The 22,776-nt window shown below is 58.1% G+C and carries 19 protein-coding genes, 1 tRNA gene and 1 pseudogene; 6 read left to right on the top strand and 15 right to left on the bottom strand.

From position 1 onward, the window contains the following. Positions 1 to 10 precede the first annotated feature (10 nt). Together ACYZUD_RS33145 and ACYZUD_RS33140 are read left to right on the top strand one after the other, a co-directional pair. Positions 11 to 4,882, top strand: a complete 4,872-nt coding sequence (locus tag ACYZUD_RS33145; RefSeq protein WP_462021962.1) for an RHS repeat-associated core domain-containing protein — start codon at positions 11 to 13, stop codon at positions 4,880 to 4,882. Next, a complete protein-coding gene (locus ACYZUD_RS33140) occupies positions 4,879 to 5,271 on the top strand; it encodes a hypothetical protein (RefSeq protein WP_462021961.1) in 393 nt (130 codons plus the stop codon). Before ACYZUD_RS33145 ends, ACYZUD_RS33140 begins: the two co-directional genes overlap by 4 nt. A gap of 141 nt (positions 5,272 to 5,412) precedes the next feature. Here ACYZUD_RS33140 and ACYZUD_RS33135 read toward each other — a convergent pair whose 3' ends face one another. From ACYZUD_RS33135 to ACYZUD_RS33095, 9 genes and pseudogenes are all read right to left on the bottom strand, one after another. Continuing rightward, the gene (locus tag ACYZUD_RS33135) at positions 5,413 to 5,631 is read right to left on the bottom strand and encodes a hypothetical protein (protein ID WP_462025144.1); all 219 of its coding nucleotides are present in this window, start codon (positions 5,629 to 5,631) and stop codon (positions 5,413 to 5,415) included. Further along, positions 5,626 to 6,071 (bottom strand): annotated as a pseudogene (locus ACYZUD_RS33130) (transposase); the annotation flags it as partial. The gene ACYZUD_RS33135 and the pseudogene ACYZUD_RS33130, both read right to left, overlap by 6 nt. Positions 6,072 to 6,228: 157 nt before the next feature. Then, positions 6,229 to 6,405, bottom strand: a complete 177-nt coding sequence (locus ACYZUD_RS33125) for a hypothetical protein (RefSeq protein WP_462021960.1) — start codon at positions 6,403 to 6,405, stop codon at positions 6,229 to 6,231. A 128-nt stretch (positions 6,406 to 6,533) separates the two neighbouring features. Next, complete coding sequence (locus ACYZUD_RS33120; protein WP_462021959.1) at positions 6,534 to 6,968, bottom strand: glycine zipper domain-containing protein; 435 nt, start codon at positions 6,966 to 6,968, stop codon at positions 6,534 to 6,536. A 194-nt stretch (positions 6,969 to 7,162) separates the two neighbouring features. After that, complete coding sequence (locus tag ACYZUD_RS33115; RefSeq protein WP_462021958.1) at positions 7,163 to 7,534, bottom strand: bacteriocin; 372 nt, start codon at positions 7,532 to 7,534, stop codon at positions 7,163 to 7,165. A gap of 312 nt (positions 7,535 to 7,846) precedes the next feature. Then, on the bottom strand, positions 7,847 to 8,035 hold the full coding sequence (locus ACYZUD_RS33110) for a hypothetical protein (RefSeq protein WP_462021957.1): 189 nt from the start codon (positions 8,033 to 8,035) through the stop codon (positions 7,847 to 7,849). 168 nt (positions 8,036 to 8,203) lie between these two features. Continuing rightward, the gene (locus tag ACYZUD_RS33105; RefSeq protein ID WP_462021956.1) at positions 8,204 to 8,524 is read right to left on the bottom strand and encodes a YbjQ family protein; all 321 of its coding nucleotides are present in this window, start codon (positions 8,522 to 8,524) and stop codon (positions 8,204 to 8,206) included. 404 nt (positions 8,525 to 8,928) lie between these two features. Next, positions 8,929 to 9,819 carry a universal stress protein gene (locus tag ACYZUD_RS33100; protein WP_462021955.1) on the bottom strand — a complete coding sequence of 297 codons (891 nt, stop codon included), beginning with the start codon at positions 9,817 to 9,819 and terminating at the stop codon, positions 8,929 to 8,931. A 240-nt stretch (positions 9,820 to 10,059) separates the two neighbouring features. Continuing rightward, positions 10,060 to 10,149, bottom strand: a tRNA-Ser gene (locus ACYZUD_RS33095). 309 nt (positions 10,150 to 10,458) lie between these two features. Between ACYZUD_RS33095 and ACYZUD_RS33090 the strand changes: the two genes are divergently transcribed. The 3 genes from ACYZUD_RS33090 (at position 10,459) to ACYZUD_RS33080 (ending at position 13,205) form a co-directional block, all read left to right on the top strand. Continuing rightward, positions 10,459 to 11,148: a crotonase/enoyl-CoA hydratase family protein gene (locus ACYZUD_RS33090; RefSeq protein ID WP_131062465.1), complete on the top strand. Its 690-nt coding sequence runs from the start codon at positions 10,459 to 10,461 to the stop codon at positions 11,146 to 11,148. A 214-nt stretch (positions 11,149 to 11,362) separates the two neighbouring features. Continuing rightward, the gene (locus tag ACYZUD_RS33085) at positions 11,363 to 12,085 is read left to right on the top strand and encodes a 1-acylglycerol-3-phosphate O-acyltransferase (protein ID WP_462021954.1); all 723 of its coding nucleotides are present in this window, start codon (positions 11,363 to 11,365) and stop codon (positions 12,083 to 12,085) included. A 148-nt stretch (positions 12,086 to 12,233) separates the two neighbouring features. After that, positions 12,234 to 13,205: a magnesium and cobalt transport protein CorA gene (locus tag ACYZUD_RS33080; protein ID WP_462021953.1), complete on the top strand. Its 972-nt coding sequence runs from the start codon at positions 12,234 to 12,236 to the stop codon at positions 13,203 to 13,205. Between the two features lie 108 nt (positions 13,206 to 13,313). Here ACYZUD_RS33080 and ACYZUD_RS33075 read toward each other — a convergent pair whose 3' ends face one another. The 3 genes from ACYZUD_RS33075 to ACYZUD_RS33065 form a co-directional block, all read right to left on the bottom strand. Next, positions 13,314 to 14,036, bottom strand: coding sequence for an amidotransferase (locus ACYZUD_RS33075; RefSeq protein ID WP_462021952.1), 723 nt, complete (start codon positions 14,034 to 14,036; stop codon positions 13,314 to 13,316). A 95-nt stretch (positions 14,037 to 14,131) separates the two neighbouring features. Next, positions 14,132 to 16,276 carry a 3-hydroxyacyl-CoA dehydrogenase NAD-binding domain-containing protein gene (locus ACYZUD_RS33070; protein WP_462021951.1) on the bottom strand — a complete coding sequence of 715 codons (2,145 nt, stop codon included), beginning with the start codon at positions 16,274 to 16,276 and terminating at the stop codon, positions 14,132 to 14,134. Between the two features lie 25 nt (positions 16,277 to 16,301). Further along, the gene (locus ACYZUD_RS33065) at positions 16,302 to 17,507 is read right to left on the bottom strand and encodes an acetyl-CoA C-acetyltransferase (protein WP_462021950.1); all 1,206 of its coding nucleotides are present in this window, start codon (positions 17,505 to 17,507) and stop codon (positions 16,302 to 16,304) included. A gap of 681 nt (positions 17,508 to 18,188) precedes the next feature. Between ACYZUD_RS33065 and ACYZUD_RS33060 the strand changes: the two genes are divergently transcribed. Beyond that, complete coding sequence (locus tag ACYZUD_RS33060; RefSeq protein ID WP_462025143.1) at positions 18,189 to 19,010, top strand: c-type cytochrome; 822 nt, start codon at positions 18,189 to 18,191, stop codon at positions 19,008 to 19,010. Positions 19,011 to 19,129: 119 nt separating this feature from the next. Here ACYZUD_RS33060 and ACYZUD_RS33055 read toward each other — a convergent pair whose 3' ends face one another. Genes ACYZUD_RS33055 through ACYZUD_RS33045 form a run of 3 tightly spaced genes read right to left on the bottom strand, consistent with a single transcriptional unit; the run spans position 19,130 to position 22,308 of the window. Beyond that, positions 19,130 to 19,939 (bottom strand): transglutaminase family protein, encoded by an 810-nt coding sequence (locus ACYZUD_RS33055; protein ID WP_046053119.1) that lies wholly within the window; start codon positions 19,937 to 19,939, stop codon positions 19,130 to 19,132. Then, complete coding sequence (locus tag ACYZUD_RS33050; RefSeq protein WP_010456611.1) at positions 19,936 to 20,886, bottom strand: alpha-E domain-containing protein; 951 nt, start codon at positions 20,884 to 20,886, stop codon at positions 19,936 to 19,938. The genes ACYZUD_RS33055 and ACYZUD_RS33050 overlap by 4 nt, the downstream gene beginning before the upstream one ends. Positions 20,887 to 20,898: 12 nt before the next feature. Further along, a complete protein-coding gene (locus ACYZUD_RS33045; protein ID WP_462021949.1) occupies positions 20,899 to 22,308 on the bottom strand; it encodes a circularly permuted type 2 ATP-grasp protein in 1,410 nt (469 codons plus the stop codon). Positions 22,309 to 22,776: the final 468 nt, after the last annotated feature.

Raw genomic sequence — 22,776 nt, 5'->3', positions numbered from 1 at the left:
GGGACTGCGAATGTTCAACCCCGACAAGGTCCTGGCCTTGAACAACGCCATCGGCCTGCTGGTGGTCGCCGCCATGAACCCCGAGCAGCCGGACGTCGAAGCGTTGCTCGGTGATTTCCGTCTCTGCCTTAACGACTATGAAGCCTGGGCGGAAAACTTCTGGTCCGGCTGGGCGCTGGATGTCGAACAGGTGTTCAAGGTCGGCAACGAAGTCCGTCTCCGCGCACCGAAGGATTCCATCGCTCCCGTCAGTTCGACACTCGCCACGTGCCCGGCCAGCGGCCCGTTGACACTGGTGCATATGTTTGACGCTGCGCGTTTCGTGCCGATCGGTGATACGCCAGTGATGCTCGAACCTTTGCTTGCCGAAGGCAAAGGCGAACAGACGTTCGGCGAGCCGATTCACAAGACTATCGGCCCCGGCGGCATCCTGGAAATCCCCGAATGCTGGCGTGGCCAGCGCTATCGCATCACCTTCTTCCCCAATGTTTCCACTGACCATGTCAAAGCACTTTACGCCTCCTATCAAGAGGTGATCGACGAGTTGGAAGGCTGGTTGCGCAACGAATGGACGACCGAGTTCCAGCCATTGTGGGAGGGGTTTTCCGAGGCAGGCTTCAGGGAACGCTACGGCATGCTGCAACAGGCCGACTGGCGAGGCTTTGAAAATTCGTTGCACGGTTTGTGGGATGACGTGAAGCAGGTCTATGCGCTGATGGCGGATCTGCAAGCCAACAGCGAAAAACTCCTTGAGTACCTGACCGAGAGCGAACTTGAGGCGTTGCTGAACGCTTCGGCCGAGGCCATCGCCAATGTGTTGCTGGTGTTGAGCGACGAGCCGTTGATGTTCATTCATCTCGCGGCCTTCACCAGTTGGTTGCGGATGTTGCCGCCGCAGTATGTCGCCGAAGTCGTGGCGGAAATTCGCACAGAAATACTGATCGGTTTCCTGTTGGTACGTCTCACAGGTCCTACTGGCCTGAAGCTCGGCATGAGCACCAGGGTGTTGGGCAAGATCAGGTCTGTGCGAGCCCGACAATGGCTGGCGGCTGCCAGTTTGCGACTGGCCGCACTCACGGCCAGGTCTGACCTTACCCGTCACGCGGGCGCGCTCAAACCTTTGATGGTCAGCGCCCGGAGTGCGCCGCTCAAACCTGCGCCTGCGGTTCCGTTGCACATCACCGCCGGTGAATCGCCGGTTGTGCAGGTGAACAACCCGCTGGCCATTGCTCGCGACAAATCCGCAGCCAAGACCCGCCTGAGCAGGCAGGAACATCGCGATGACGCCCCTGCCCCGGCGAAAAACCCGAACGGCGACAGTGTCGATTCAGCGGATAAAACCGCAACCAACGGCTGCCCGGTGTCGATGGTCACCGGTGAAGAACTGCTGACCCTCACCGACGGTTCGCTGGATGGAATTCTGTCGTTTGACTTTACCCGGCTCTATCGCACCAGCGCCGTCGAGATCGATTGCGGCCTCGGTTACGGCTGGAGCCACAGCCTCGCGCATCGGCTGAAAATCGATGGCGAGAGCGTCATCTGGATCGATCAGGAAAACCGCCGTACCACTTTCCCGTTGCCGAATGTTGAACGCCCGGCGATTCACAACAGTCTGTCGCGGTCGGCGATTTATCTGGGGGACGAGCCGGAGGAGCTGATCCTCGCACCGGCTGGCGAGACAACGCGCTTTTATCACTTTCGCACAGGGCGACTGACGGCGATCAGCGATGCCTATGGCAATCGGCTGACAGTGCATCGGGACACTGCCGACAGGATCAATCGCCTCGACAACGGCGCCGGGCGTTCACTGCGATTGCGCTACGACCGTCGGCACATCGCCGCCGTCGAGTATCAGAGCTTTCATCCAGCCGACACACTGGAAGACGCCTGGCGTACCGAACAGATACTGATTACCTACCGCTACGACGCCTGTCATCGCTTGATCCAAGCGACCAATGCTGCTGGCGAAAGCGAGCGCTACGACTACGACGACCAGCACGTCATTCTCCAGCGGCAACTGGCCGGTGGGGCGAGTTTCTTCTGGGAGTGGGAAAGGTCCGGCAAAGCGGCGCGATGCATCCGCCACTGGGCGTCGTTTTCGCAGATGGATGCGCGGTATGTCTGGGATGACGCGGGCAGCGTCACCGTCCTGAACATCGATGGCAGCGAAGAGGTTTACGAGCACGACGATCGGGCGCGACTGGTGCGCAAGGTCGGGCTGGATGGCGCCGAACACCTCAAGACCTACGACGATAAAGGTCGGTTGGTTGCCGAGCAGGATCCGCTCGGCGCTGTCACCGAATACCACTACGACGAAGTCGGATGGCTGATCGCGCTGATTCCACCGGAAGACGAACCGACGTCCTACGAGTATCGCAACGGTTTCCTGCACGCGCGGTATCGCGGTAAAGCCGTGTGGACGTATCAGCGCAATGCGCAGGGGGACGTCACCGAAGCGACCGATCCTGACGGCCATGTCACCCACTATCACTACGATGAAAAAGGGCAGTTGCTGTCGATCCGTTATCCGGATACCAGCCAACATGTTTTCGTCTGGAACGCACTAGGACAACTGCTCGAAGAGACCTTGCCAGATGGCGCTCAGCGACGGTTTTCCTACGATGTTTTGGGTCGGCAGCTTACCCGTCAGGACGAACACGGTGCCGTCACCCACCACCAATGGGATGCCGTTGGCCGACTGATTCAGACAACGTTTCCTACAGGCGCCACTCGCGGCTTCAGCTACAACGCCTACGGCAAGATCACCGCCGAACGCGACGAACTGGGCCGCGTCACTCGCTACGAGTATGTCGACGATCTGCACCTGGTCAGCCGCCGCATCAATGCCGACGGCACGCAGCTGCGGTATCGCTACGACAACGCACAGCTGCTACTCACGGAAATCGAAAACGAATCCGGCGAAAAATACCTCCTGGACTACACGCCCAACGGCTTGATCCGACAGGAGACCGGATTTGATGGCCGCCGTACGGCGTACGCCTACGACCTCAACGGCCATCTGCTGGAAAAAACCGAGTTCGGCGATGACGGCTCGCAACTGGTTACCGCTTATGAACGGGACTCGGCAGGGCGCTTGCTGCTCAAGACCCTGCCCGATGGCGTCAGCGTCGAGTATTGCTACGACAGCCTCGGCCGACTGATCAGCGTCGACGACGGTCACGACCATCCGCTGGAATTCGAGTACGACCAACAAGATCGCCTGATCACCGAGCATCAGGGCTGGGGCACGCTACGCTATGGCTACGATGCTTGCGGCCAGCTCAACCGGCTGCGTCTGCCGGACACCAGCAAGCTCGATTATCACCACGCCAAGGGTGGTGCGCTGACGGCCATCGACCTCAACGGCGCCCGGCTCAGCACTCACCAGTTCGAATTCGGTCGTGAGCAGCAGCGTCAGCAAGGCCTGCTGCTCAGCGAATATGCCTACGACGACCAAGGCCGTCTGAAGGCCCACGCTGTCAGTCAACAGCAGCAACCACTCTATCGCCGCGACTATGCCTACAGCGCCAATGGCAACCTCGATCATGTTTCCGACACTCGACACGGCCAGCGCAGCTACCAGTACGATCCACTCGACCGCCTGATCCGCGTCCGTCACTCCCGTGACCTCCAACCGGAAAGCTTTGCCCACGACCCGGCGGGTAACCTGCTGATGCAGGATCGTCCAGGGCCGACCACCCTCAAAGGCAATCGCCTGCTGATGCAAGGCGACCGTCACTACGACTACGACGCCTTCGGTAACCTGATCCGCGAACGTCGCGGCACTGCCCAGAAACTCGTCACTCAATACCGTTACGACTGTCAGCATCGGCTGATCGGTGTGACCCTGCCCAACGGCAACCAGACAAGCTACCGCTACGACGCCTTCGGCCGCCGAATCAGCAAAACCGTCGGGGGTAAAACCACTGAGTTTTTCTGGCAGGGCGACCACCTCGTCGCCGAAAACAGTCACGAGCATTACCGCAGCTATGTCTACGAACCCGGCACCTTCCGCCCGCTGGCCATGCTCGACGGTAAAGGCCCGCGCCAGGCGTGCCCGTTTTACTACCAACTCGACCACCTCGGCACACCGCAAGAACTCACCGACTACAGCGGCGACATCGTCTGGGCGGCCCAATACACCGCGTACGGTCGCCTCACCCGCCTCAACCGCGACACCCACCAGATTCTCGACCAGCCGTTGCGGTTTCAGGGGCAGTATTTCGACGCGGAAAGCGGCCTGCACTACAACCGGCATCGTTACTACAATCCGGATATTGGACGGTATCTAACGCAGGATCCGATCAAGCTGGGGGGTGGGTTAAACGGGTATCGGTATGCGCTGAGTCCAACGGGGTGGGTTGATCCGTTGGGGTTGAGTGATTGTCCGGGGACGGGTAAGTGCAGGCCGGGGGATGGGGTTGAGGATCCGGCGGGTAAGGCGAAGGTTGATGAGGGGGATCCTGCTACTCCATCCCAAAAACCTAAAACCCGTTACTTGTACCGCGGAGACTCACGGGAATCCTGGGAGATTTTTGAGACTGGATTTGAGCCACTCGGAGACAGCATGGACCTCTACTTACATGCCCATGACAACCGAAGTCCCCCCAGTTTCTTTGTCAGTACTTCGACCTCAGAAAAGGAGGCTATAAAATTTGCAACCGGTTACGGATTTGAAGACGGATTCGTGTATGTAATAAAAAATATTCGTGGGATAGATGTGAATAAAAAACTTGGCTTGCTTTCGCCTCATAGGGGTGAAGCTGAAATCGCTTTTCCTGGAGGAATCGACAGCCGAGACATTCTCGGTGTTACCCCCGTTTACGCTGATGGGAGTTACGAAGGCTACTCAATCCCCAACCCGCACAGGAAGCGACCATGAAAATAATAGAAATATCTACAAACACCCATGGAGTCGCCCGAAAAGCTGTAATCGAATGCGACCGACAAAAGTTGACGTTAACTTTCATAATGGAAAACGGCTTAAGAAAAACATACACAGCCTATGATCTTTACGTTTGCTTTGGATTGTTGCGAGCTGATTTCCCAGAAACAAAATTTTTATGCAAAGGTGCCAAACTCAATGTTTACCCCTCACGTATGTCATCGCAAATGTCTGCAGGAGTAATGGCGTATGAGCTGACGTTGGGAAAACCAGCCGAACAAGGTGACGTGGTTAACATCTTCGACTATGAAGAGTCCGACATCACAAGTGACATCCAGCAGCAAAGGGAGTTCTACAAGCGCTGGATCGACTCTTTGGCGGAATAAACCGGGCACGTGTCTATCGATCCCATGCCTGAGTGGCTAGCGCACTAGCATGGGGTGCGAGTCGAAAATCCAACGCATGTAAAAAACCCAGCAAATAGCTGGGCTTAGATACCTGAGCAGCAGTGCACCACAGGAAACAAATCAACTCAGTTCGTTCGAGCCATCATTCCCTGCAATATCCGGATCTTCCGGATCAGCTTCGACGTCGGTATCGGTCCGTCTTACATCCTCGTTTGGCACTTGCTCCACACCGGTGTCATCGTCGGGCGGGCGTTGGTCGCGGGGAAGAGAGTCCGTGGGTGAAGGGAGCGGATACTCAGGGGTTTCGTCGATGTCGGAATCTTTCGGGTCAGCGTTCATAAGGCTGCGCAACCGAAGCCGTTCGACATCAGGCGTTCGACGCTTGAGGCGGTGGGCGTAGTAACTTGAGCGGTTGATTTCAAACACTTTGCACAGCCAATCAACCGGCTCGTGGACGCTCAGCTGATTGATCAGCGCGTACGCTCGTGATCTTCCGACATCAAGAGCGCGGTAGCCTTTTTTAATATCGATTTTTCCCGTTCAAGACGAGCGATCCGGGCTTCCAGTTCCTGGATTTTCTGCTGCTCCGGTGTCAGCGCTTTGCTCTGCGGAGTGACGCCTTGGCGTTCCTTCTGAACCTGGTCAACCCAACGGCGCAGGGCCGATTCGCCCACGCCGAGTGAACGGCTGGCTTCGATGAAGCTGTAGTTTTGCTTGAGTACGAGGTCGGCAGCCTCGCGTTTGAATTCAGCAGAAAATGAACGGCGTTGTTTGGTCATCTGACACCTCGATCTGGCGAGTATTCTCGCCTAAATGGGTGTCCGGTTTCATTAGACCACTACAGGCACCTCTCGAGAGGCCTGAAAATCAGGCCCTTAAGTTTCGAGGCTGGGTGCATGCGACGGTTCGATCAGAGAGACGATCGGTCGGCCCTGTTCAATCTTCGTCCTCGTCTTCAAAGTCGTTTTGGCCAACATCGCCTGCGTCATCAGCATCATTGAGCGGCACTGTTGCGTCTTCCATCATTGATCCAGGATCTTCATTGCCCGGATCGTTGATGAATGGAAGTCCACTCGGGCCTTTTTCTTCCTTGCCTTCGGTTTCAGGAGTCATGGCATGCCTCAAAACATTCAGGGGTGTATGAAGTTCGAGGCGGTCTATGGCCAAACGTTCCGGCGTCCTGTTCGCAGACACGAAAAACCCGGCACCAGGCCGGGTTTATGCAGTGAATCGAGATCGAATCAGTGATGTTTGTTCTTGTTCTTGTGCTTATTTTTATGCTTATGTTTGTGGCCGTTACCGGAGTCGGAACCGCCGCTGTCGGTGCCCAGGTTGTTGCCCACCGCACCGCCCGCAGCACCGCCCAGGCCTGCGCCAATAGTGGAACCGGTCGAACCACCGAGACTGTTACCAATCACCGAACCACCCGCCGAGCCCAAACCACCGCCGACAGCCGCTGCGGTGCGGCTGCCCTTAGGCGCGCCAACCGCACTGCCCGCCGCGCCGCCCACACCAGCGCCAATCGTTGCACCCGTGCTGCCGCCCATCTGCTGGCCGACCACATTACCTAACGCACCGCCAATACCACCGCCAACTGCCGCGGTGCCATCACCGGCAGCCATTGCACCTTGAGCGACCAAAAGTCCCAGAACCAACGTGGACAATGTCAAACGCATGATATGAACCTCTAATTCCGCATCGGGGGGAGAAGAACGCGCTGCGGATAGGCGGGAGTCTAGCATCTGCCCCCCGCTGAATCCGGCCAGCGATGACGGTTGGACAGCTACAGATTCGAAACTGGCGAGGGATAAACATTCAGATACGAAAAGCCCGGCATCAAGCCGGGCTTTTTTGCGCTGATCGATCAGGATCAGTGACGCTTGTGGCCTTTGGACAGGTTGCTGCCCACGCCGCCGCCCAATGCACCGCCCAAGCCTGCGCCAATGGTGGAACCCGTCTTGCCGCCCAGGCTATTACCGATCACCGAGCCGCCCGCTGCACCAACACCGCCGCCGATAGCCGCTTTGGTACGGCTGCCTTTGCGTGCTGCAACAGCACTCCCGGCTGCGCCCGCTACGCCGGCACCAATCGCTGCACCGGTGCTGCCGCCCATGCTTTGGCCAACCACATTACCCAGCGCGCCACCCAGACCGCCACCCAGCGCGGCAGTGCCATCGCCAGCAGCCATTGCACCTTGAGCAACCAAAAGCCCCAGAACCAGAGCGGGCAGTGTTAAACGCATGACAAGAACCTCAAATATAGGGGGAAACCAAAAAGGGTCGAGATTGAATGCTTTAGCGGCGAGAAAGTCCAGACACGCGGACTCAACTCGCCATTGGCGACGGTTGGACAGCGTTTATGGAAAAGGTTTTATGACAGGCAAAAAAAAGCCCGCTGGGGAGGCGGGCCAGGTGTTGCTTTCTAACGGATGAGTTGAGCCTACGTAAGACGGTGTGAAAACTTTGTGAAAACTTCTGCGAAGAACACGCGTTGCCAAAAATTTCCTGCAAGCATAAAAAACCCCGTTCGATGACGGGGTCTGCTTAGTGGTCCGTTACTTCCTGGCCGGTGCCGCTACCTTGGGTAAAAACTTCGCCTTCGGCCCTCGGCGCGCCATGGATTTGATCTTGCCAATCTTGGTCTGGTCTTCACCAAAGCCAGCCACGTACTCCGTCTGGCCACACTGAACACAATTGTTGATCGGAAACTCTGCCCCGTCGTCTTCGATATACGGATCGGTCATATCTTCGCCCCTCTCAAAAACGGGATCGATACCGGCAAGCCCTATTTGCCTGAAACATATCGACCACCAAGGATTTTGAGACTAGCCGGTCATTACTGGACTTGCAGTTCAGATTGCCCCATGCCCGACGAATGGCCAGCATTATTTCCTACAAAACCAACACATGACTCACCTCAGTTTGACTGCCGTCCCGGTCACAAACACCACCACCATTCCACCCTTCCCGGCCGGCATGCTGATCTCGAAATCGAGCCCAACCACCGCATCTGCCTGAAGCACCCGCGCCCGCTCCTTGAGTTCGTCAGTGGCCTGAATCCGCGCTTCCTTCAACGCCCGCTCCAACGTTTGAGAGCGTCCACCAAAAAAATCCCGCATTCCGGCGAACATGTCGCGAATAACGTTGACGCCCTGCACAGACTCGGCGCTGACGATGTCCAGGTAGGCAGTGATCTGTCGGCCTTCGATGGTGTGGGTTGTGGTGGTGATCATGAGATTTCCTTTTTCATAGCCTTGGAGATATCGACTCAAGGCAGCCTGGACAAATACTGGGCCAGCGCATCAAACGCCGGCAACGTAACGGGATCGTTGACTGAGTGCTGGCAACGGGATGCGAACCGACCATCCAGCCCAGCTTTGCGGGGTCGCTGGCGGCTGCGTCGGGAAAGGTTGTGGGGTTGGATGCGAAGGTGAGTGATGTCGTGATACACAGCAACAGGGCTGCGATGGGATGGATAATGCGCAAGGAAGCGGCGCGAGGGCGGGACATGGTGTCGATTCCATTCGAGGTTTTTCGGGCAAGTGGGCAACCGCAAGACCGCAAGATTGCCCACTTTATCTCAGGGGTTGGAAGCTGAACACATAGACATAAGCCCTGGACTTAACAGGGGATCGGCTTACCCCTTAATGGCGAGAACGTTGCAGGGCACCTTGTACAGGACATGCTCCGTAGTACTGCCGACCAACTTGTCCAGCCCTTCGCGATGCGCACTCCCCATCACGATCACATCGGCTCGGTTGTGAGCTGCAAAGTCAGCGATCGCCTTGGTAGGTGGCCCTGCAATAAAGTGTTGTTGGTCAGGTGGCACGCCGTAGTGATCGGCCAATGCCATGAACGATTTATGCAGAGAACGACGTACGTCGCTGCTGAAACCTGGCATCGTCACAGCGCCAGCACCCGCATCAGAAATATGTGTCAGTGACGGATCGCAGGCATACAGCAGATGCAACTCAGCACTGCATTGCATGGCCAATCCATTTGCAGCCTGAATGATACGGTCGTTGATGTCGGTAATCTGGGTTTCCGGTTGCGATGGATCAACTGCCGCCACTATCACTCGTGGAAGTGGGCATCTGACTTCACTGACCAGATGCACCGCCACCGGGCAATCGCGCAACAACTGCCAATCCAGAGGCGTGATGAACACACGTTTGAGCGCTGACTCGTGCTGTACGTCCTTGATAACCAGATCCGGCTGCATTTCTTCCACATGCTGAAGAATCTCTTTCAGTGCGCTGCGAGTGATCAGCACTTCGCTGCTCACATTGACACCTCTGCCGCGTATCAGCTCAACCTCATCCTTCAGCCACTTTTGGTTCTCTTGCTGACAGGTTTCACGAAACCTCTCACTGCCACGCATCAAACTCATGATGTCGAAGTCGTCGATAAACACGGCGATATGTAACGCTGCGCCTGTGGCTTCGGCAATGGCGACTGCCCGCTGCAGCGCGGGTGTGTGACGCATGGTTGGACCGGTTATCAGAAAGAGTCGTTGATATTGGCTCATGTAACACCTCCAAACGTTCCGGGATAACTGCTAACCCCCCAGCTCTCTCACACCTCTACGATCCGCTATTACTTCACTACTTTAATATACGCCTGCATTCGGTTAACGAGCATGCTGCCAACGCCGATCTATGATGTGTTGCAAAGCGCGCTATTGCGCCTGAATCAGCTTTTTTCAGACGCCAGAAACCACAAAACCCCTGACTTCTTTCGAAATCAGGGGTTTTGGTTACATCGAATTTGGCGGTGAAGGAGAGATTCGAACTCTCGATACAATTTCTTGTATACACACTTTCCAGGCGTGCTCCTTAAGCCACTCGGACACTTCACCGTATCTCGTCAAACATATTCAGTCTGTCGAGGCGCGCTAATGTAGTCGAAAGCTTTTTCGATGGCAAACATTTTTTTCAGAATTTTCATGCGGTTAACGCGACGAACCCTTTCGGGTCGTTCATGGCTATGGCAAACCTGCCAATCTCCGGCTTCGTGCTCCCTTCTATATAGAGGGCAATGTGCGGCTGGCATGGCGGACTACGCTTGGCGGGCGGTGAAACGGTGACTGGCGGGTCAGTCACGGCGCTTTACCTGGCCTGCGGCGGTGGGTAACGTCTGCCCCAACTTTCATACAAGGAATAGCGTCATGAGTGAGTTGATTTCCTACCATCTCGAAGACGGTATCGCGACCCTGACCTTGAGCAATGGCAAGGTCAATGCCATCTCCCCGGACGTGATTGCTGCGTTTAATGCTGCGCTTGATCAGGCGGTGACTGATCGTGCAGTGGTGATCATTACCGGCACGCCCGGGATTCTTTCGGGCGGTTATGACTTGAAGGTGATGACATCCGGTCCTAAAGAAGCCGTGGCGCTGGTGACTGCCGGTTCGACGCTGGCCCGTCGCCTGTTGTCGCATCCGTTCCCGGTGATCGTGGCATGTCCTGGCCATGCGGTGGCCAAGGGGGCGTTTCTGCTGTTGTCGGCCGACTATCGCATTGGTGTCGACGGCCCGTTCAGCATTGGCCTGAACGAAGTGCAGATCGGCATGACCATGCACCACGCCGGTATCGAGATTGCCCGGGATCGTCTGCGCAAATCGGCGTTCCACCGTTCGGTGATCAATGGCGAGATGTTCAATCCGCAGAGCGCCGTGGATGCCGGCTTCCTCGACGTAGTGGTGTCGGCCGAGGAGCTGCAAGGCGCGGCACTGGCGGCGGCGCGTCAATTGAAGAAGATCAACATGACCGCCCACAAGAACACCAAACTCAAAGTACGCAAGGCGCTGCTTGATACGCTGGACAACGCGATTATCCTGGACCAGGAGCATATGGGTTAAGCCCAAACCTGCAACACCGAAAAGCCCGACCGTCGTGTCGGGCTTTTTCTTACGAGATCGGTTTAAAACCCTACAACCGCTCTAGGACGCGTCTGACCCATAAGTCGGAAACATGCGCTCAAACATCGCCTATCTCCTACCTCTATAGCGGCAATTGCCGAAAACAGTGCACATCCGTACACTGCGCCACCTTTTGTCCCGGTGGGGCCTGTAAATGCTGTTTGTGTTTCGTATGTTGTTGATGGGCATGCACTTTATTCTGGCCGGGGTGCTCGGGGTGATTCTGGGGCTGTGCCGTCCGTTCAATCCGGACAACAGCCGTTTGTGCGCGCGTCTGTACGCATGGCCGGCCATGTGCATTTTGCGCTTGCGGGTGAAGGCTGAGGTCGGGCCGTTGATGAACAAACCCGAGAGCTGCGTGATCATCGCCAACCACCAATCCAACTACGACCTGTTTGTGTTCGGTAACGTAGTGCCCCGCCGCACCGTGTGCATCGGCAAGAAGAGCCTGAAATGGGTGCCGCTGTTCGGCCAGTTGTTCTGGTTGGCCGGCAACGTGCTGATCGACCGTGGCAATGCGCAGAAGGCGCGCAAGTCGATGCTGACCACCACGCATACCCTGCAGCATGAAGACACGTCGATCTGGGTCTTCCCGGAAGGCACGCGTAACCTGGGCGAAGACTTGCTGCCGTTCAAAAAAGGCGCATTCCAGATGGCCATTGCTGCCGGCGTGCCGATCGTTCCGGTGTGTGTCAGCAGTTACGTCAAACACATGCGATTGAACCGCTGGCGCAGTGGGAAGATTCTGATCCGTTCGCTGCCGGCAATTCCTACGGCTGGATTGAGCCTGGACGACATGCCACTGCTGATTGCCCAGTGTCGGGAGCAGATGCGCGAGTGCATCGCCTCGATGGACCGGCAACTGCAAGCCGCATAAAAAGAAACCCGCCCTGTGCGGGTTTTCTTTTGCCTGCGAGTTTTTGCCTGGGAACTCAGCAGATTTCACTGACTCTCAAGCCGCAGACAAGGCTAAGCTGGACACTGCCTGCCACTGCCATTGTGCCAATAAGAAGTGAATCACCATCATGGGTAGAGTTGTTGCTGCTGCGGTTTACAGCGCCGGTAAGAAAGTCACCAATATCACCCTCGACGAAGGCGCGGCCTGGGCTGCAAAACCTGGCCACTTTGTCTGGATCGGTCTCGAAGAACCGAACGCTCAGGAACTGTTCAATCTGCAACGCCAGTTCAACCTGCATGAACTGGCCATCGAAGATGCGCTGGAAAAGCACAGCCGACCGAAACTCGAAACCTTCGGCGACGCACTGTTTATCGTCACGTATTCGCCGATCCGGAACGAAGGCAAACTGGAGTTCATCGAAACTCATATCTTCGCCGGCAACGGTTACATCATTACCGCACGCAATGGGCACTCGGCGTCCTACGCCCTTGTCCGGCAGCGTTGTGAGGCGCGTCCGATATTGCTGGAGCACGGGGAAGATTTCGTACTCTATGCCATCCTCGACTTCGTGATCGAAAACTACCAGCCCATGGGCGAAGCGATCCACGCAGAGATCGATGAGTTGGAACGCAACGTCATGTGCAGTTCCCTGAACGAGCACGACATTCAAAAACTCCACAGTTTGCGTCGCGATGTATTGCGTTTGCGCCGTTATGCCGCGCCGATGGTGGAGATTGGCGAGGAATTGCAGAAGCTGAGTTTTCCGTTCATCGACAAGAACATGCGCCCGTACTTTCGCGATGTGCAGATTCATGTAACGCGGCAGATGGAAGACCTGACGACTCTGGCGGATATTGCCAGTCAGACCATTGAAGTCGGCGTGTTGCTCGAAGCGTCACGGCAGAGTGTGGTACAGCGCAAGTTTGCGGCATGGGCGGCGATTCTGGCGTTCCCGACGGCGGTGGCCGGGATCTACGGGATGAACTTCCAGAACATGCCGGAGCTGACGTGGCATTACGGGTATTTCGGCGTGTTGGGGTTTATTGCGGTGGGCTGTGTGAGTTTGTGGGCGAGTTTCAAGAAGTCGGGGTGGCTGTAGCCGCTACCGAGCTGCCTGTGAAAATCGCGAGCGGGCTCGCTCCCACACTGATCTCTGCAACACCGAAGATCCAATGTGGGAGCGAGCCTGCTCGCGATGCTTTCAGCTTCAAACAGCTTCTGGCTTGTGCGCCACAAACCGCATCATCCACTCCGCAACGGTAGTGCCATGATGCTCATGCTCCAGGCTCGCCACACCCTTCTGATAAACCTGTTCACCCAGCGCTTGCTGACGAATCTCCAGCAACGCCCGCGAATAATCGTGAATGAATTCCGGGTGCCCCTGGAAGCACAGCACCTGATCGTTGATGTGGTACGCGGCGAAAGGGCAGAAATCACTCGATGCAATGACCGTGGCGTTCTCCGGTAGCGACGTCACCTGATCCTGGTGGCTGATCAACAGGGTCAGCTCTTCCCTCACAGGGCTCATCCACGGCGCCTTGGCCGCGAGTTTGTAACTGTGAGTGCCGACGCCCCAGCCTTGGGTCGCACGTTCGCTCTTGCCACCCAGCAGCAGCGCCAGCAACTGATGACCGAAGCACACGCCCAGCAATTTGTCGCCGCGTTCGTAACGGGTCAGCAGGTAAGCCTTGAGGGTTTCGATCCACGGGTCGGTGCCGAACGAATCGGCCTTGCTGCCCGTCACCAGGTAGGCATCGAAGGTCAGCTCATCGCTCGGGTATTCGCCTTGCATCACGTTGTAGACGGTGAACTCGGCCGCGACGGGTTGTTGCGAAAACAGACGCTGGAACATCTGCCCGTAACCCTGATATTGATCGACCAGTTCCGGACGCAGGATGTCGGTTTCCAGAATGCAGATGCGTAACGACATAAAAAATACCTGACACGTGATGGGAATAATGCACACCCCAGAGCCTGCCTCGAAACACCGTGACAAGGCAAGCCCCGGAATGTGTCATCGGTCCCTTAAAACGCCTCCCCTTTGGCAGCTTTCTCCAGCAGCAACGCAGGCGGAGCGAACCGTTCACCATACTGCTCGGCCAGATACTGGGCGCGAGCGACGAAATCCTTCACCCCGTATTGGTTGATGAATTGCAGCGCGCCGCCGGTCCAGGCTGCGAAGCCGATACCGAAGATCGAGCCGACGTTGGCATCCGCCGTCGAGGTCAGCACGCCCTCCTCCACACAGCGCACGGTTTCGATGGCTTGCACGAACAACAGCCGATCACGCACATCCTTCGGCGAGATTTGCCCGTCGGCTTTCTCGAAACGGGTTTTCAGCTGTGGCCACAGATGTTTCTGGCCACTGGCCGGATACTCGTAGAAACCACCTCCAGCGGCCTTGCCCGGACGCTTGTATTCGTTGAGCAGCAAGTCAATCACGGCGAACGCCGGATGCTCAATCAGCGGTTTCCCTTCCGCTTGCAGGTCTTTGGCCGTTTGCTGGCGGATATGGCTCATGAGGCTGAGGGAAACTTCGTCGGAGATCGCCAGAGGCCCGACAGGCATGCCAGCCTTGCGCGCCTCGGTCTCGATCATTGGCGCGCTCACGCCTTCGCCGAGCATGGCGATGCCTTCGTTGGTGAATGTTCCGAACACCCGCGAGGTGAAGAAACCGCGGCTGTCGTTGACCACAATCGGCGTTTTCTTGATTTGCAGTACGAAATCGAACCCGCGAGCCAGGGTTTCGTCGCGGGTATTGGCGCCTTTGATGATTTCCACCAACGGCATTTTCTCCACCGGACTGAAGAAATGCAGACCGATGAACTTGGTCTGATCCGGTACTGCGGCAGCAAGTCCGCTGATCGGCAGAGTCGAGGTGTTGGAGGCGATCACTGCGTCGGGGCCGACGATTTTTTGCGCAGCCGAAGACACCCTGGCTTTCAGCTCGCGATCTTCGAATACCGCTTCAATAATCAGGTCGCAGCCCGCCAGATCCGCATCGCTTTCAGTTGTATGAATCCGCGCCAACGTGGCGTCGCGCTGTTCGGCGCTCAATTGTCCGCGAGCGACTTTTTTGTCCAGCAGCACCGCCGAGTGAGCCTTGCCCTTCTCCGCCGCCGCGAGGTTGATGTCCTTTAGCACCACCTCGATGCCTGCCGATGCGCTGACAAAAGCGATACCCGCGCCCATCATCCCGGCACCGAGCACGCCGACCTTTTGCGTCACATAGGGCGCAAAACCCTGGGGCCGCGAACCGCCCGCATTGATCTCGTTCAGTTGGAACCAGAAAGTGCTAATCAGGTTCTTCGACACCTGGCCGGTGGTCAGTTCGGTGAAGTAGCGGGTTTCGATCAGGTGCGCCGTGTCGAAATCCACCTGAGCGCCTTCAACCGCGGCACAGAGGATTTTCTCCGGTGCCGGCATGCAGCCCTGGGTTTTGCTGCGCAGGATCGACGGCGCAATGGCCAGCATCTGCGCGACTTTCGGATTCGATGGCGTGCCGCCCGGAATCTGGTAGCCCTTCACGTCCCAGCGCTGCACCGCCGTCGGATTGGCAATGATCCAGGCGCGGGACTTGGCCAGCAGTTCATCGCGATCCGCCGCCAGTTCATCGATCAAACCCGCCTGCAACGCTTGTTGCGGGCGGACTTTCTTGCCTTCAAGCAGATACGGCAGGGCTTTTTCCAACCCGAGCATGCGCACCATGCGCACCACCCCGCCGCCGCCCGGCAGCAGACCGAGGGTCACTTCCGGCAGCCCGAGTTGCACCGACGGATTATCCAGCGCCACACGGTGGTGGCACGCCAGGCAGATTTCCCAGCCGCCGCCCAACGCAGCGCCGTTGATCGCCGCAACCACCGGTTTACCGAGGGTTTCCAGGGTGCGCAACTGCCCCTTGAGCGTCAGCACCATGTCGTAAAAGGCTTTGGCTTCGGGCTTGCCGACCTTGATCAGTTCATTGAGGTCGCCACCGGCGAAGAAGGTTTTCTTGGTCGAGGTGATGATCACGCCGGCAATGGACGCCTTGTCGGCAACCAGTTTGGCGACGCACGCGGCCATGGCCTCGCGGTAGACCGCGTTCATGGTGTTGGCACTCTGGCCCGGCATGTCGATGGTCAGGACGACGATCTGGTCCTGACCCTTTTCGTAACGGATGGCTTCGGTCATTAACGTATTTCCTTGAAGTCGGGGCTCAGAGGCGTTCGATGATGGTGGCAATGCCCATGCCGCCGCCGACACACAATGTCGCGAGGCCATAACGCAGGCGCCGGGTTTCCAGTTCATCGAGCAAAGTGCCAAGAATCGCGCAGCCCGTGGCGCCCAGCGGGTGGCCCATGGCGATGGAGCCGCCGTTGACGTTGACCTTGTCCGGATCGATGGCCATGTCCTTGATGAATTTCAGCACCACGGAGGCAAAGGCTTCGTTGACCTCGAACAGGTCAATGTCTTCGACCCGCAACCCGGCCTTGGCCAGTGCCTTGCGGGTGGCCGGCGCGGGGCCGGTGAGCATGATGGTCGGGTCGGTGCTGGTGACCGCCGTGGCGACGATCCGCGCCCGTGGCTGCAAGCCCAGCGCCCGGCCCTTGGCCTCGGAGCCGATCAGCATCAAGGCTGCGCCATCGACGATTCCGGAGCTGTTGCCGGGCGTGTGGACGTGGTTGATCCGCTCCACATGGCTGTAGACCCGCAACGCCGTGGCGTCGAAGCCCATTTGCCCGATCATTTCGAAACTCGGTTTGAGCTTGCCCAGGCCTTCCATGGTCGACTCGGCGCGGATGAACTCATCGTGATCGAGCAGGATGATGCCGTTCTGGTCCTGCACCGGCACCAGCGACTTGTTGAACGAACCGTCGGCCCGCGCCCGCGCAGCCTTTTGCTGGGAGTGCAGCGCGTAGGCATCGACGTCCTGCCGGCTGAAGCCTTCAATCGTAGCGATCAGGTCGGCGCCCACGCCTTGAGGCGTGAAGTGGCTGTGCAGGTTGGTTTCCGGGTCGAGTGCCCAGGCGCCACCATCGCTGCCCATTGGAACGCGGGACATGGACTCGACGCCGCCGACCACCACCAGGTCCTCGAAGCCGGACCGCACTTTCATCGCCCCGAGGTTCACCGCCTCCAGCCCCGACGCGCAGAAGCGGTTGATCTGCACACCCGCGACGCTGACGTCCCAATCGGCCACCTGGGTCGCGGTTTTGGCGATGTCGGAGCCTTGATCGCCGATCGGCGTCACACAGCCGAGCACGACGTCATCGACCTGGCTGGTGTCGAGGGACGTGCGCCGTTGCAGTGCCGTGAGCAGCCCGGCCACCAGGTTCACCGGTTTGACACTGTGCAAGGCGCCATCGACCTTGCCTTTGCCACGGGGCGTGCGTAACGCGTCGAAAATCAAAGCTTGGGTCATGACGTTCTCGATTCTTGTTGTAGATCAAAAGATCGCAGCCTTCGGCAGCTCCTACAGGGGATCGAATTCTTATGTTGGAGCTGCCGAAGGCTGCGATCTTTTGATCTTTAAGGAGCCTCCACCTTATTCCTGGCTGCCGCCGATTCAATGACCGCAACGCTCACGGGCGTTGACGCTCACGCTCACGCTCAGACGGACGGTCACCAACGACCGGATTAACCGTTTCAGAACACCAAGCTGTCTAGCAAACGGGCGTCCAAGCAGCTGGCAATATGCCTCATGCTTTTTTAAGAGCAATTAATGCCAATTCCATACGAAATGGATCTAAACCAAGCGTGACGCGGGCTCTAAGGTGAAGTTGTACGAAGTTGTCGTCGGGTTTTGCCGAGGCGCTCGTCCTACAGGAAGTGCAACGCTCTGCCGTCATGGAGATATGCAGGCAGGCATCAGGAAATAACAAAAAAAGGCGGTCAGCCATGTTCAAACATTCGAAAGTACGTCAAGCCGGGCTCATTCTATTCGCCACTACGCTGTTGTTGATTTTGCCGAACCTGACCAAGGTGATCGGTTAGTCGGTTATTGAAAATACGGCGCAAGGTTTTTCATCGCCTCATCAAAAATGTGACTGGCTCGCTACCCGGGCCAGCGTGGGTGTGCCAACCTTTGCGGCACTTCCACGACATGGACGGCGATCACTTGAAAACGCTCATTCTGTTCGGGGCCCTGCTGCTCTGCTCCCCCCTCTATGCCGCTCAGCTGAATCTGGAGCTGGGCGCGAACAGTCGCACCTGGCAGACCTCGGAGTTGCTCAAGCATCCTCAAGTCCAGACCATCACGATCACCAACGACGTTTCCTACAAGCGGGACATGAGCTATCGCGCCGTGCCCTTGGCTGCGTTGTTGACCGGTATCAAACCTGAAGACCATCTACAGGCCGTGGCGCTGGACGGTTTTGCCGCCGAACTGGCTGCTGCGCCGTTGCTCAGTGCCAAGGGCGCAAGGGCCTGGCTGGCGATTGAAGACCCGGCCAAACCGTGGCCAGCGCTGTCGGAAGGCAAGCCTGGTGCCGGGCCGTTTTATCTGGTGTGGACTGATCCGCAGGCGGGCGACATCAGCCCCGAGCAATGGCCCTTTCAAGTGGCGAGCATCAAGCGCATGGCGCCGGTGGCCGAGCGCTTTCCTGCCCTGCTGCCCGACCCGGGGTTGAAGGCGGATGATCCGGTGAACAAGGGCTTTGCGTTGTTTCAGAAGAACTGTCTGGCGTGTCATCGACTCAATGGTGTCGGGGATGCGCAGTTCGGGCCGGATCTGAATATTCCGTACAACCCGACCGAGTACTTCGGCGCGGATTTCCTCAAGCGCTACATTCGTGATCCGCAGAGTTTGCGGCAGTGGCCGCAGGCGAAGATGCCCGGGTTTTCGGCGGCGGTGTTGCCGGAGGGGGATCTGGAGATGTTGGTGGGGTATTTGAAGCATATGGTGGGGCGCAAAGTTAAACCCTGACACCATCCCCCTGTGGGAGCGAGCCTGCTCGCGAAAGCGGAGTGTCAGCCACGAATTTGCTGACTGAAAGACTGCTTTCGCGAGCAGGCTCGCTCCCACAAGGGGGGGCGTGTTCTGGACTATTGTTGCTGCACCGAAATTACAGGCATCGGCGTCGGTGAGACAAACACCTTCGCATGCATCTGCTCGCATCCACCGCCCCGGCGCATGCCACGCACCGGGCAGGCATCCAGGTAATCCAGACCCACCGCCAGCTTCAAGTGCCGCTCCGGCCGAGCCAGTTCATTGGTCACGTCAAAGCTGTACCACGCGTCATCCAGCCAGGCTTCGGCCCAGGCATGGCTGGCCAGGTGCTCGCTGTTCTCGCTGTACAAATACCCCGACACATAACGCGACGGAATGCCCAGGCTGCGGGCGCAGGCGAGGAACGCATGGGTGTGGTCCTGGCACACGCCCGACCGCCCGGCGAATGCCTGGGCAGCGCTGGTGTCCACTTCGGTGGAGCCCGGCGTATAGGTCATGTGCTGGTTCAGACCATGCATCAAGTCAATCAGCGCCGTGCGATCCCGGCGTTGCTTACATTCCTTTTCGGCAAACGCCCGCAGGGCTTCATCGGCTTCGGTCAGGCGCGTGAAGCGCAGGAACGGCAGCGCCGACTGGCTCTCATGCTCGGCTTCGCGCAGTTCGTCGATGTCGACCTGGCCACGGGCACCGATGATGATCGCCTCGTGGGGTTCGTCCATGGTCAGCACATGCAGGATGTTGCCGAACGGATCGAGTTGCGCGCGCACCGGGCGCGGCAGGTCGAGCTGCCAGCTGAGCACGTGCTGGCGCTCGCTGTCGTGGGGTGTCAGTCGCAGGTACTGGATGCTCGCCCGCACCTGATCTTCGTAGTGATAGGTGGTTTCGTGGCTAATGGAAAGTCTCATGCAGCCTCCAGGTAGGAACTGTGTATGGCGTTGCCCAACTGGCGCACCAGCGGGATGAACTCGGTCAGCCAGGCGTGCAGGCCTTCGTCGAGAATTTCGTTGATGCCGGTGTAGCGCAGGCGCGCGTCCATTTCCGCCGCCAGGCGTTGCGCAGGACGGCCGTTGGCCCCTGGCAGCTGGGCGAGAATCTGGTCGATTTCTTCGGTGCAGGCGCGCAGGGAACGCGGCACGTCAGCGCGCAGCAGCAGCAATTCGGCCACATGCCGGGCGCCGGGCGCATCGCGGTAGATCTCGGTGTAAGCCTCGAAGGAGGACAACGCCCTTAACAAAGCGCTCCACTGGTAATAGGCGTGGGCCGTGCCGTCGCTGACCGCTTCGGCCTGATCACCCGCCATTTCGTAGCGGGCATCGAGCAGGCGCAAGGTGTTGTCAGCCCTTTCGATAAACGTCCCCAGGCGAATGAAGCGGAACGCATCGTTACGCATGATGGTGCCGTAGGACGCGCCGCGAAACAGGTGGGAACGTTCCTTGATCCACTCGCAAAAACGGCTCATGCCGTAGCGACTCAAGCCCTGTTCGGCGATCCCGCGAATTTCCAGCCAGGTGGCGTTGATGTTTTCCCACATGTCGGCGGTGATTCGCCCACGCACCGCATGGGCGCTGGCCCGTGCGGCACCGAGGCAGCTGTAGATGCTCGCCGGGTTGGCCGCGTCCAGGGCGAAGAAATGCAGCAGCCGTTCGGCGTGCAGATCGCCGTGACGCTCCAGGTAATCGTCCAGGGTGCCGGTGATCAGCAAGGGCATGGCGAGTTCGTGCAGACCGTCGCCGCGACCATCCTGCGGCATCAGCGACAGCGAATAACTGATGTCGAGCATCCGTGCGAGGTTTTCCGCCCGCTCCAGGTAACGCGACATCCAATACAAATCCGAGGCAGTTCTACTTAACATGGCAGGCTTCCTTCAATCCTCGACCACCCAGGTGTCCTTGGTTCCGCCACCCTGGGAGGAGTTCACCACCAGGGAGCCTTCGCGCAAGGCGACACGGGTCAGACCGCCGGGCACAACCCGGGTTTCGCGGCCAGACAATACAAACGGACGCAGGTCGATGTGGCGTGGAGCGATTCCGTTCTCGACAAAGGTCGGACAGGTCGATAAAGACAACGTCGGTTGCGCAATGTACGCGTGGGGCTTGGCCTTGATCCGCTCACGGAAAGACTCGATCTCCGCCGCCGTCGCCGCCGGTCCCACCAGCATTCCGTAACCGCCGGAACCCTGGGTTTCCTTGACCACCAGTTCTGGAAGATTGGCCAGCACGTGGGACAGTTCAGAGGGATTGCGACACTGCCACGTCGGCACGTTCTTCAGGATCGGCTCTTCGTCCAGGTAGAAACGGATCATGTCCGTGACGAAGGGGTACACCGACTTGTCGTCCGCCACACCGGTGCCGATGGCATTCGCCAGCACCACGTTGCCGGAGCGGTACGACGACAGCAGCCCTGGAACACCGAGCATCGAATCCGGGTTGAACGCCAGCGGATCGAGGAACGCATCGTCGAGGCGACGGTAGATCACGTCGACGGCTTTCGGCCCGTCCGTGGTGCGCATGAACACCTTGTCGTCACGCACGAACAGGTCCGCGCCCTCCACCAGTTCAACGCCCATTTCCCGCGCCAGGAACGCATGCTCGAAAAACGCGCTGTTGAAGCGGCCCGGCGTCAGCACCACCACGCTCGGGTTATCGATCGGGCTGGAGCTTTTCAAAGTGTCGAGCAACAGGTTCGGATAATGGTCGATGGGGGCGATGCGTTGCGCCGCGAACAACTCGGGGAACAGTCGCATCATCATCTTGCGGTCTTCGAGCATGTAGCTGACGCCGCTCGGTGTACGAAGATTGTCTTCGAGCACGTAGTACGTACCGTCGCCATCACGCACCAGATCGACACCCGAGATGTGGGAATAAATATCCCGGTGCAGATCGAGTCCTTGCATCGCCAACTGGTATTGCTCGTTGGCCAGCACCTGCTCGGCCGGAATGATGCCGGCCTTGATGATTCGCTGCTCGTGATAGAGGTCGGCGAGAAACATGTTCAACGCCTTGACCCGCTGAATGCAGCCGCGCTCGACGACTCGCCATTCACTGGCGGGGATACTGCGGGGAATGGTGTCGAAGGGAATCAGGCGCTCCGTCCCCTGCTCATCACCGTAGAGCGTGAAGGTAATCCCGGCGCGATGAAATAACAGATCGGCCTCGCGTCGCCGTTGTGCCAAAAGCTCGTCAGGCGTATCGGCCAGCCAACGGGCAAACTCCCGATAATGCGGGCGGACCTGGCCGCCGGCATCGTACATCTCATCAAAATAGGTGCGGATCATGCCGTACTCCTTGTCACCCGGACATCTAGGCTTCGCAAGGCCCGTGCCATCGGCATAAACGCTTTTATATCAATCAGTTGGATAAACGCCTCGCCTGCACCGCACCAATCCTGTGCGGCAAACGCCCCAACCTGATCGCCCCCGCTTCATTGCGAAGCAATGCTGTTGCCTATCACCAGCATAGCCAGAGTTGATTTCACTGCCCGGGAGTCGATGCGGATAATCCACGCATTCGCTCAAAAACTTCCCTTTAGCCGCCTGCTCAGGCGGTTTTTTTTGCCTGTTTGAAACGTTATGAATCAAAAACAACATCAAGAGATCGCAGCCTCGTTTCACTCGACAGCTCCTACATTGGAATGCGTTCTCCTGTAGGAGCTGTCGAGTGAAACGAGGCTGCGATCTTTCGCCTTTCAAACCGCAAAAACGAAAACGGCCAACCCGAAGGTCAGCCGTTGCTGAGTGTTGTCG

This window comes from Pseudomonas sp. XS1P51 (assembly GCF_054897845.1).
The sequence above is the reverse complement of the archived record's forward strand: the minus strand, read 5'-3'. Positions and strand labels throughout refer to the sequence as shown.

What these genes read in the sequence shown, in the direction of transcription:
- ACYZUD_RS33120 (WP_462021959.1), bottom strand. Translation starts at nt 6,968, where the DNA reads ATGCGTTTGACATTGTCCACGTTGGTTCTGGGACTTTTGGTCGCTCAA.
- ACYZUD_RS33065 (WP_462021950.1), bottom strand. Translation starts at nt 17,507, where the DNA reads ATGACCCAAGCTTTGATTTTCGACGCGTTACGCACGCCCCGTGGCAAA.
- ACYZUD_RS33105 (WP_462021956.1), bottom strand. Translation starts at nt 8,524, where the DNA reads ATGATCACCACCACAACCCACACCATCGAAGGCCGACAGATCACTGCC.
- ACYZUD_RS33145 (WP_462021962.1), top strand. Translation starts at nt 11, where the DNA reads ATGTTCAACCCCGACAAGGTCCTGGCCTTGAACAACGCCATCGGCCTG.
- ACYZUD_RS33075 (WP_462021952.1), bottom strand. Translation starts at nt 14,036, where the DNA reads ATGTCGTTACGCATCTGCATTCTGGAAACCGACATCCTGCGTCCGGAA.
- ACYZUD_RS33080 (WP_462021953.1), top strand. Translation starts at nt 12,234, where the DNA reads ATGGGTAGAGTTGTTGCTGCTGCGGTTTACAGCGCCGGTAAGAAAGTC.
- ACYZUD_RS33050 (WP_010456611.1), bottom strand. Translation starts at nt 20,886, where the DNA reads ATGTTAAGTAGAACTGCCTCGGATTTGTATTGGATGTCGCGTTACCTG.
- ACYZUD_RS33115 (WP_462021958.1), bottom strand. Translation starts at nt 7,534, where the DNA reads ATGCGTTTAACACTGCCCGCTCTGGTTCTGGGGCTTTTGGTTGCTCAA.
- ACYZUD_RS33070 (WP_462021951.1), bottom strand. Translation starts at nt 16,276, where the DNA reads ATGACCGAAGCCATCCGTTACGAAAAGGGTCAGGACCAGATCGTCGTC.
- ACYZUD_RS33110 (WP_462021957.1), bottom strand. Translation starts at nt 8,035, where the DNA reads ATGACCGATCCGTATATCGAAGACGACGGGGCAGAGTTTCCGATCAAC.
- ACYZUD_RS33125 (WP_462021960.1), bottom strand. Translation starts at nt 6,405, where the DNA reads ATGACTCCTGAAACCGAAGGCAAGGAAGAAAAAGGCCCGAGTGGACTT.
- ACYZUD_RS33060 (WP_462025143.1), top strand. Translation starts at nt 18,189, where the DNA reads ATGGACGGCGATCACTTGAAAACGCTCATTCTGTTCGGGGCCCTGCTG.
- ACYZUD_RS33100 (WP_462021955.1), bottom strand. Translation starts at nt 9,819, where the DNA reads ATGAGCCAATATCAACGACTCTTTCTGATAACCGGTCCAACCATGCGT.
- ACYZUD_RS33085 (WP_462021954.1), top strand. Translation starts at nt 11,363, where the DNA reads ATGCTGTTTGTGTTTCGTATGTTGTTGATGGGCATGCACTTTATTCTG.
- ACYZUD_RS33090 (WP_131062465.1), top strand. Translation starts at nt 10,459, where the DNA reads ATGAGTGAGTTGATTTCCTACCATCTCGAAGACGGTATCGCGACCCTG.
- ACYZUD_RS33140 (WP_462021961.1), top strand. Translation starts at nt 4,879, where the DNA reads ATGAAAATAATAGAAATATCTACAAACACCCATGGAGTCGCCCGAAAA.
- ACYZUD_RS33055 (WP_046053119.1), bottom strand. Translation starts at nt 19,939, where the DNA reads ATGAGACTTTCCATTAGCCACGAAACCACCTATCACTACGAAGATCAG.
- ACYZUD_RS33135 (WP_462025144.1), bottom strand. Translation starts at nt 5,631, where the DNA reads ATGAACGCTGACCCGAAAGATTCCGACATCGACGAAACCCCTGAGTAT.
- ACYZUD_RS33045 (WP_462021949.1), bottom strand. Translation starts at nt 22,308, where the DNA reads ATGATCCGCACCTATTTTGATGAGATGTACGATGCCGGCGGCCAGGTC.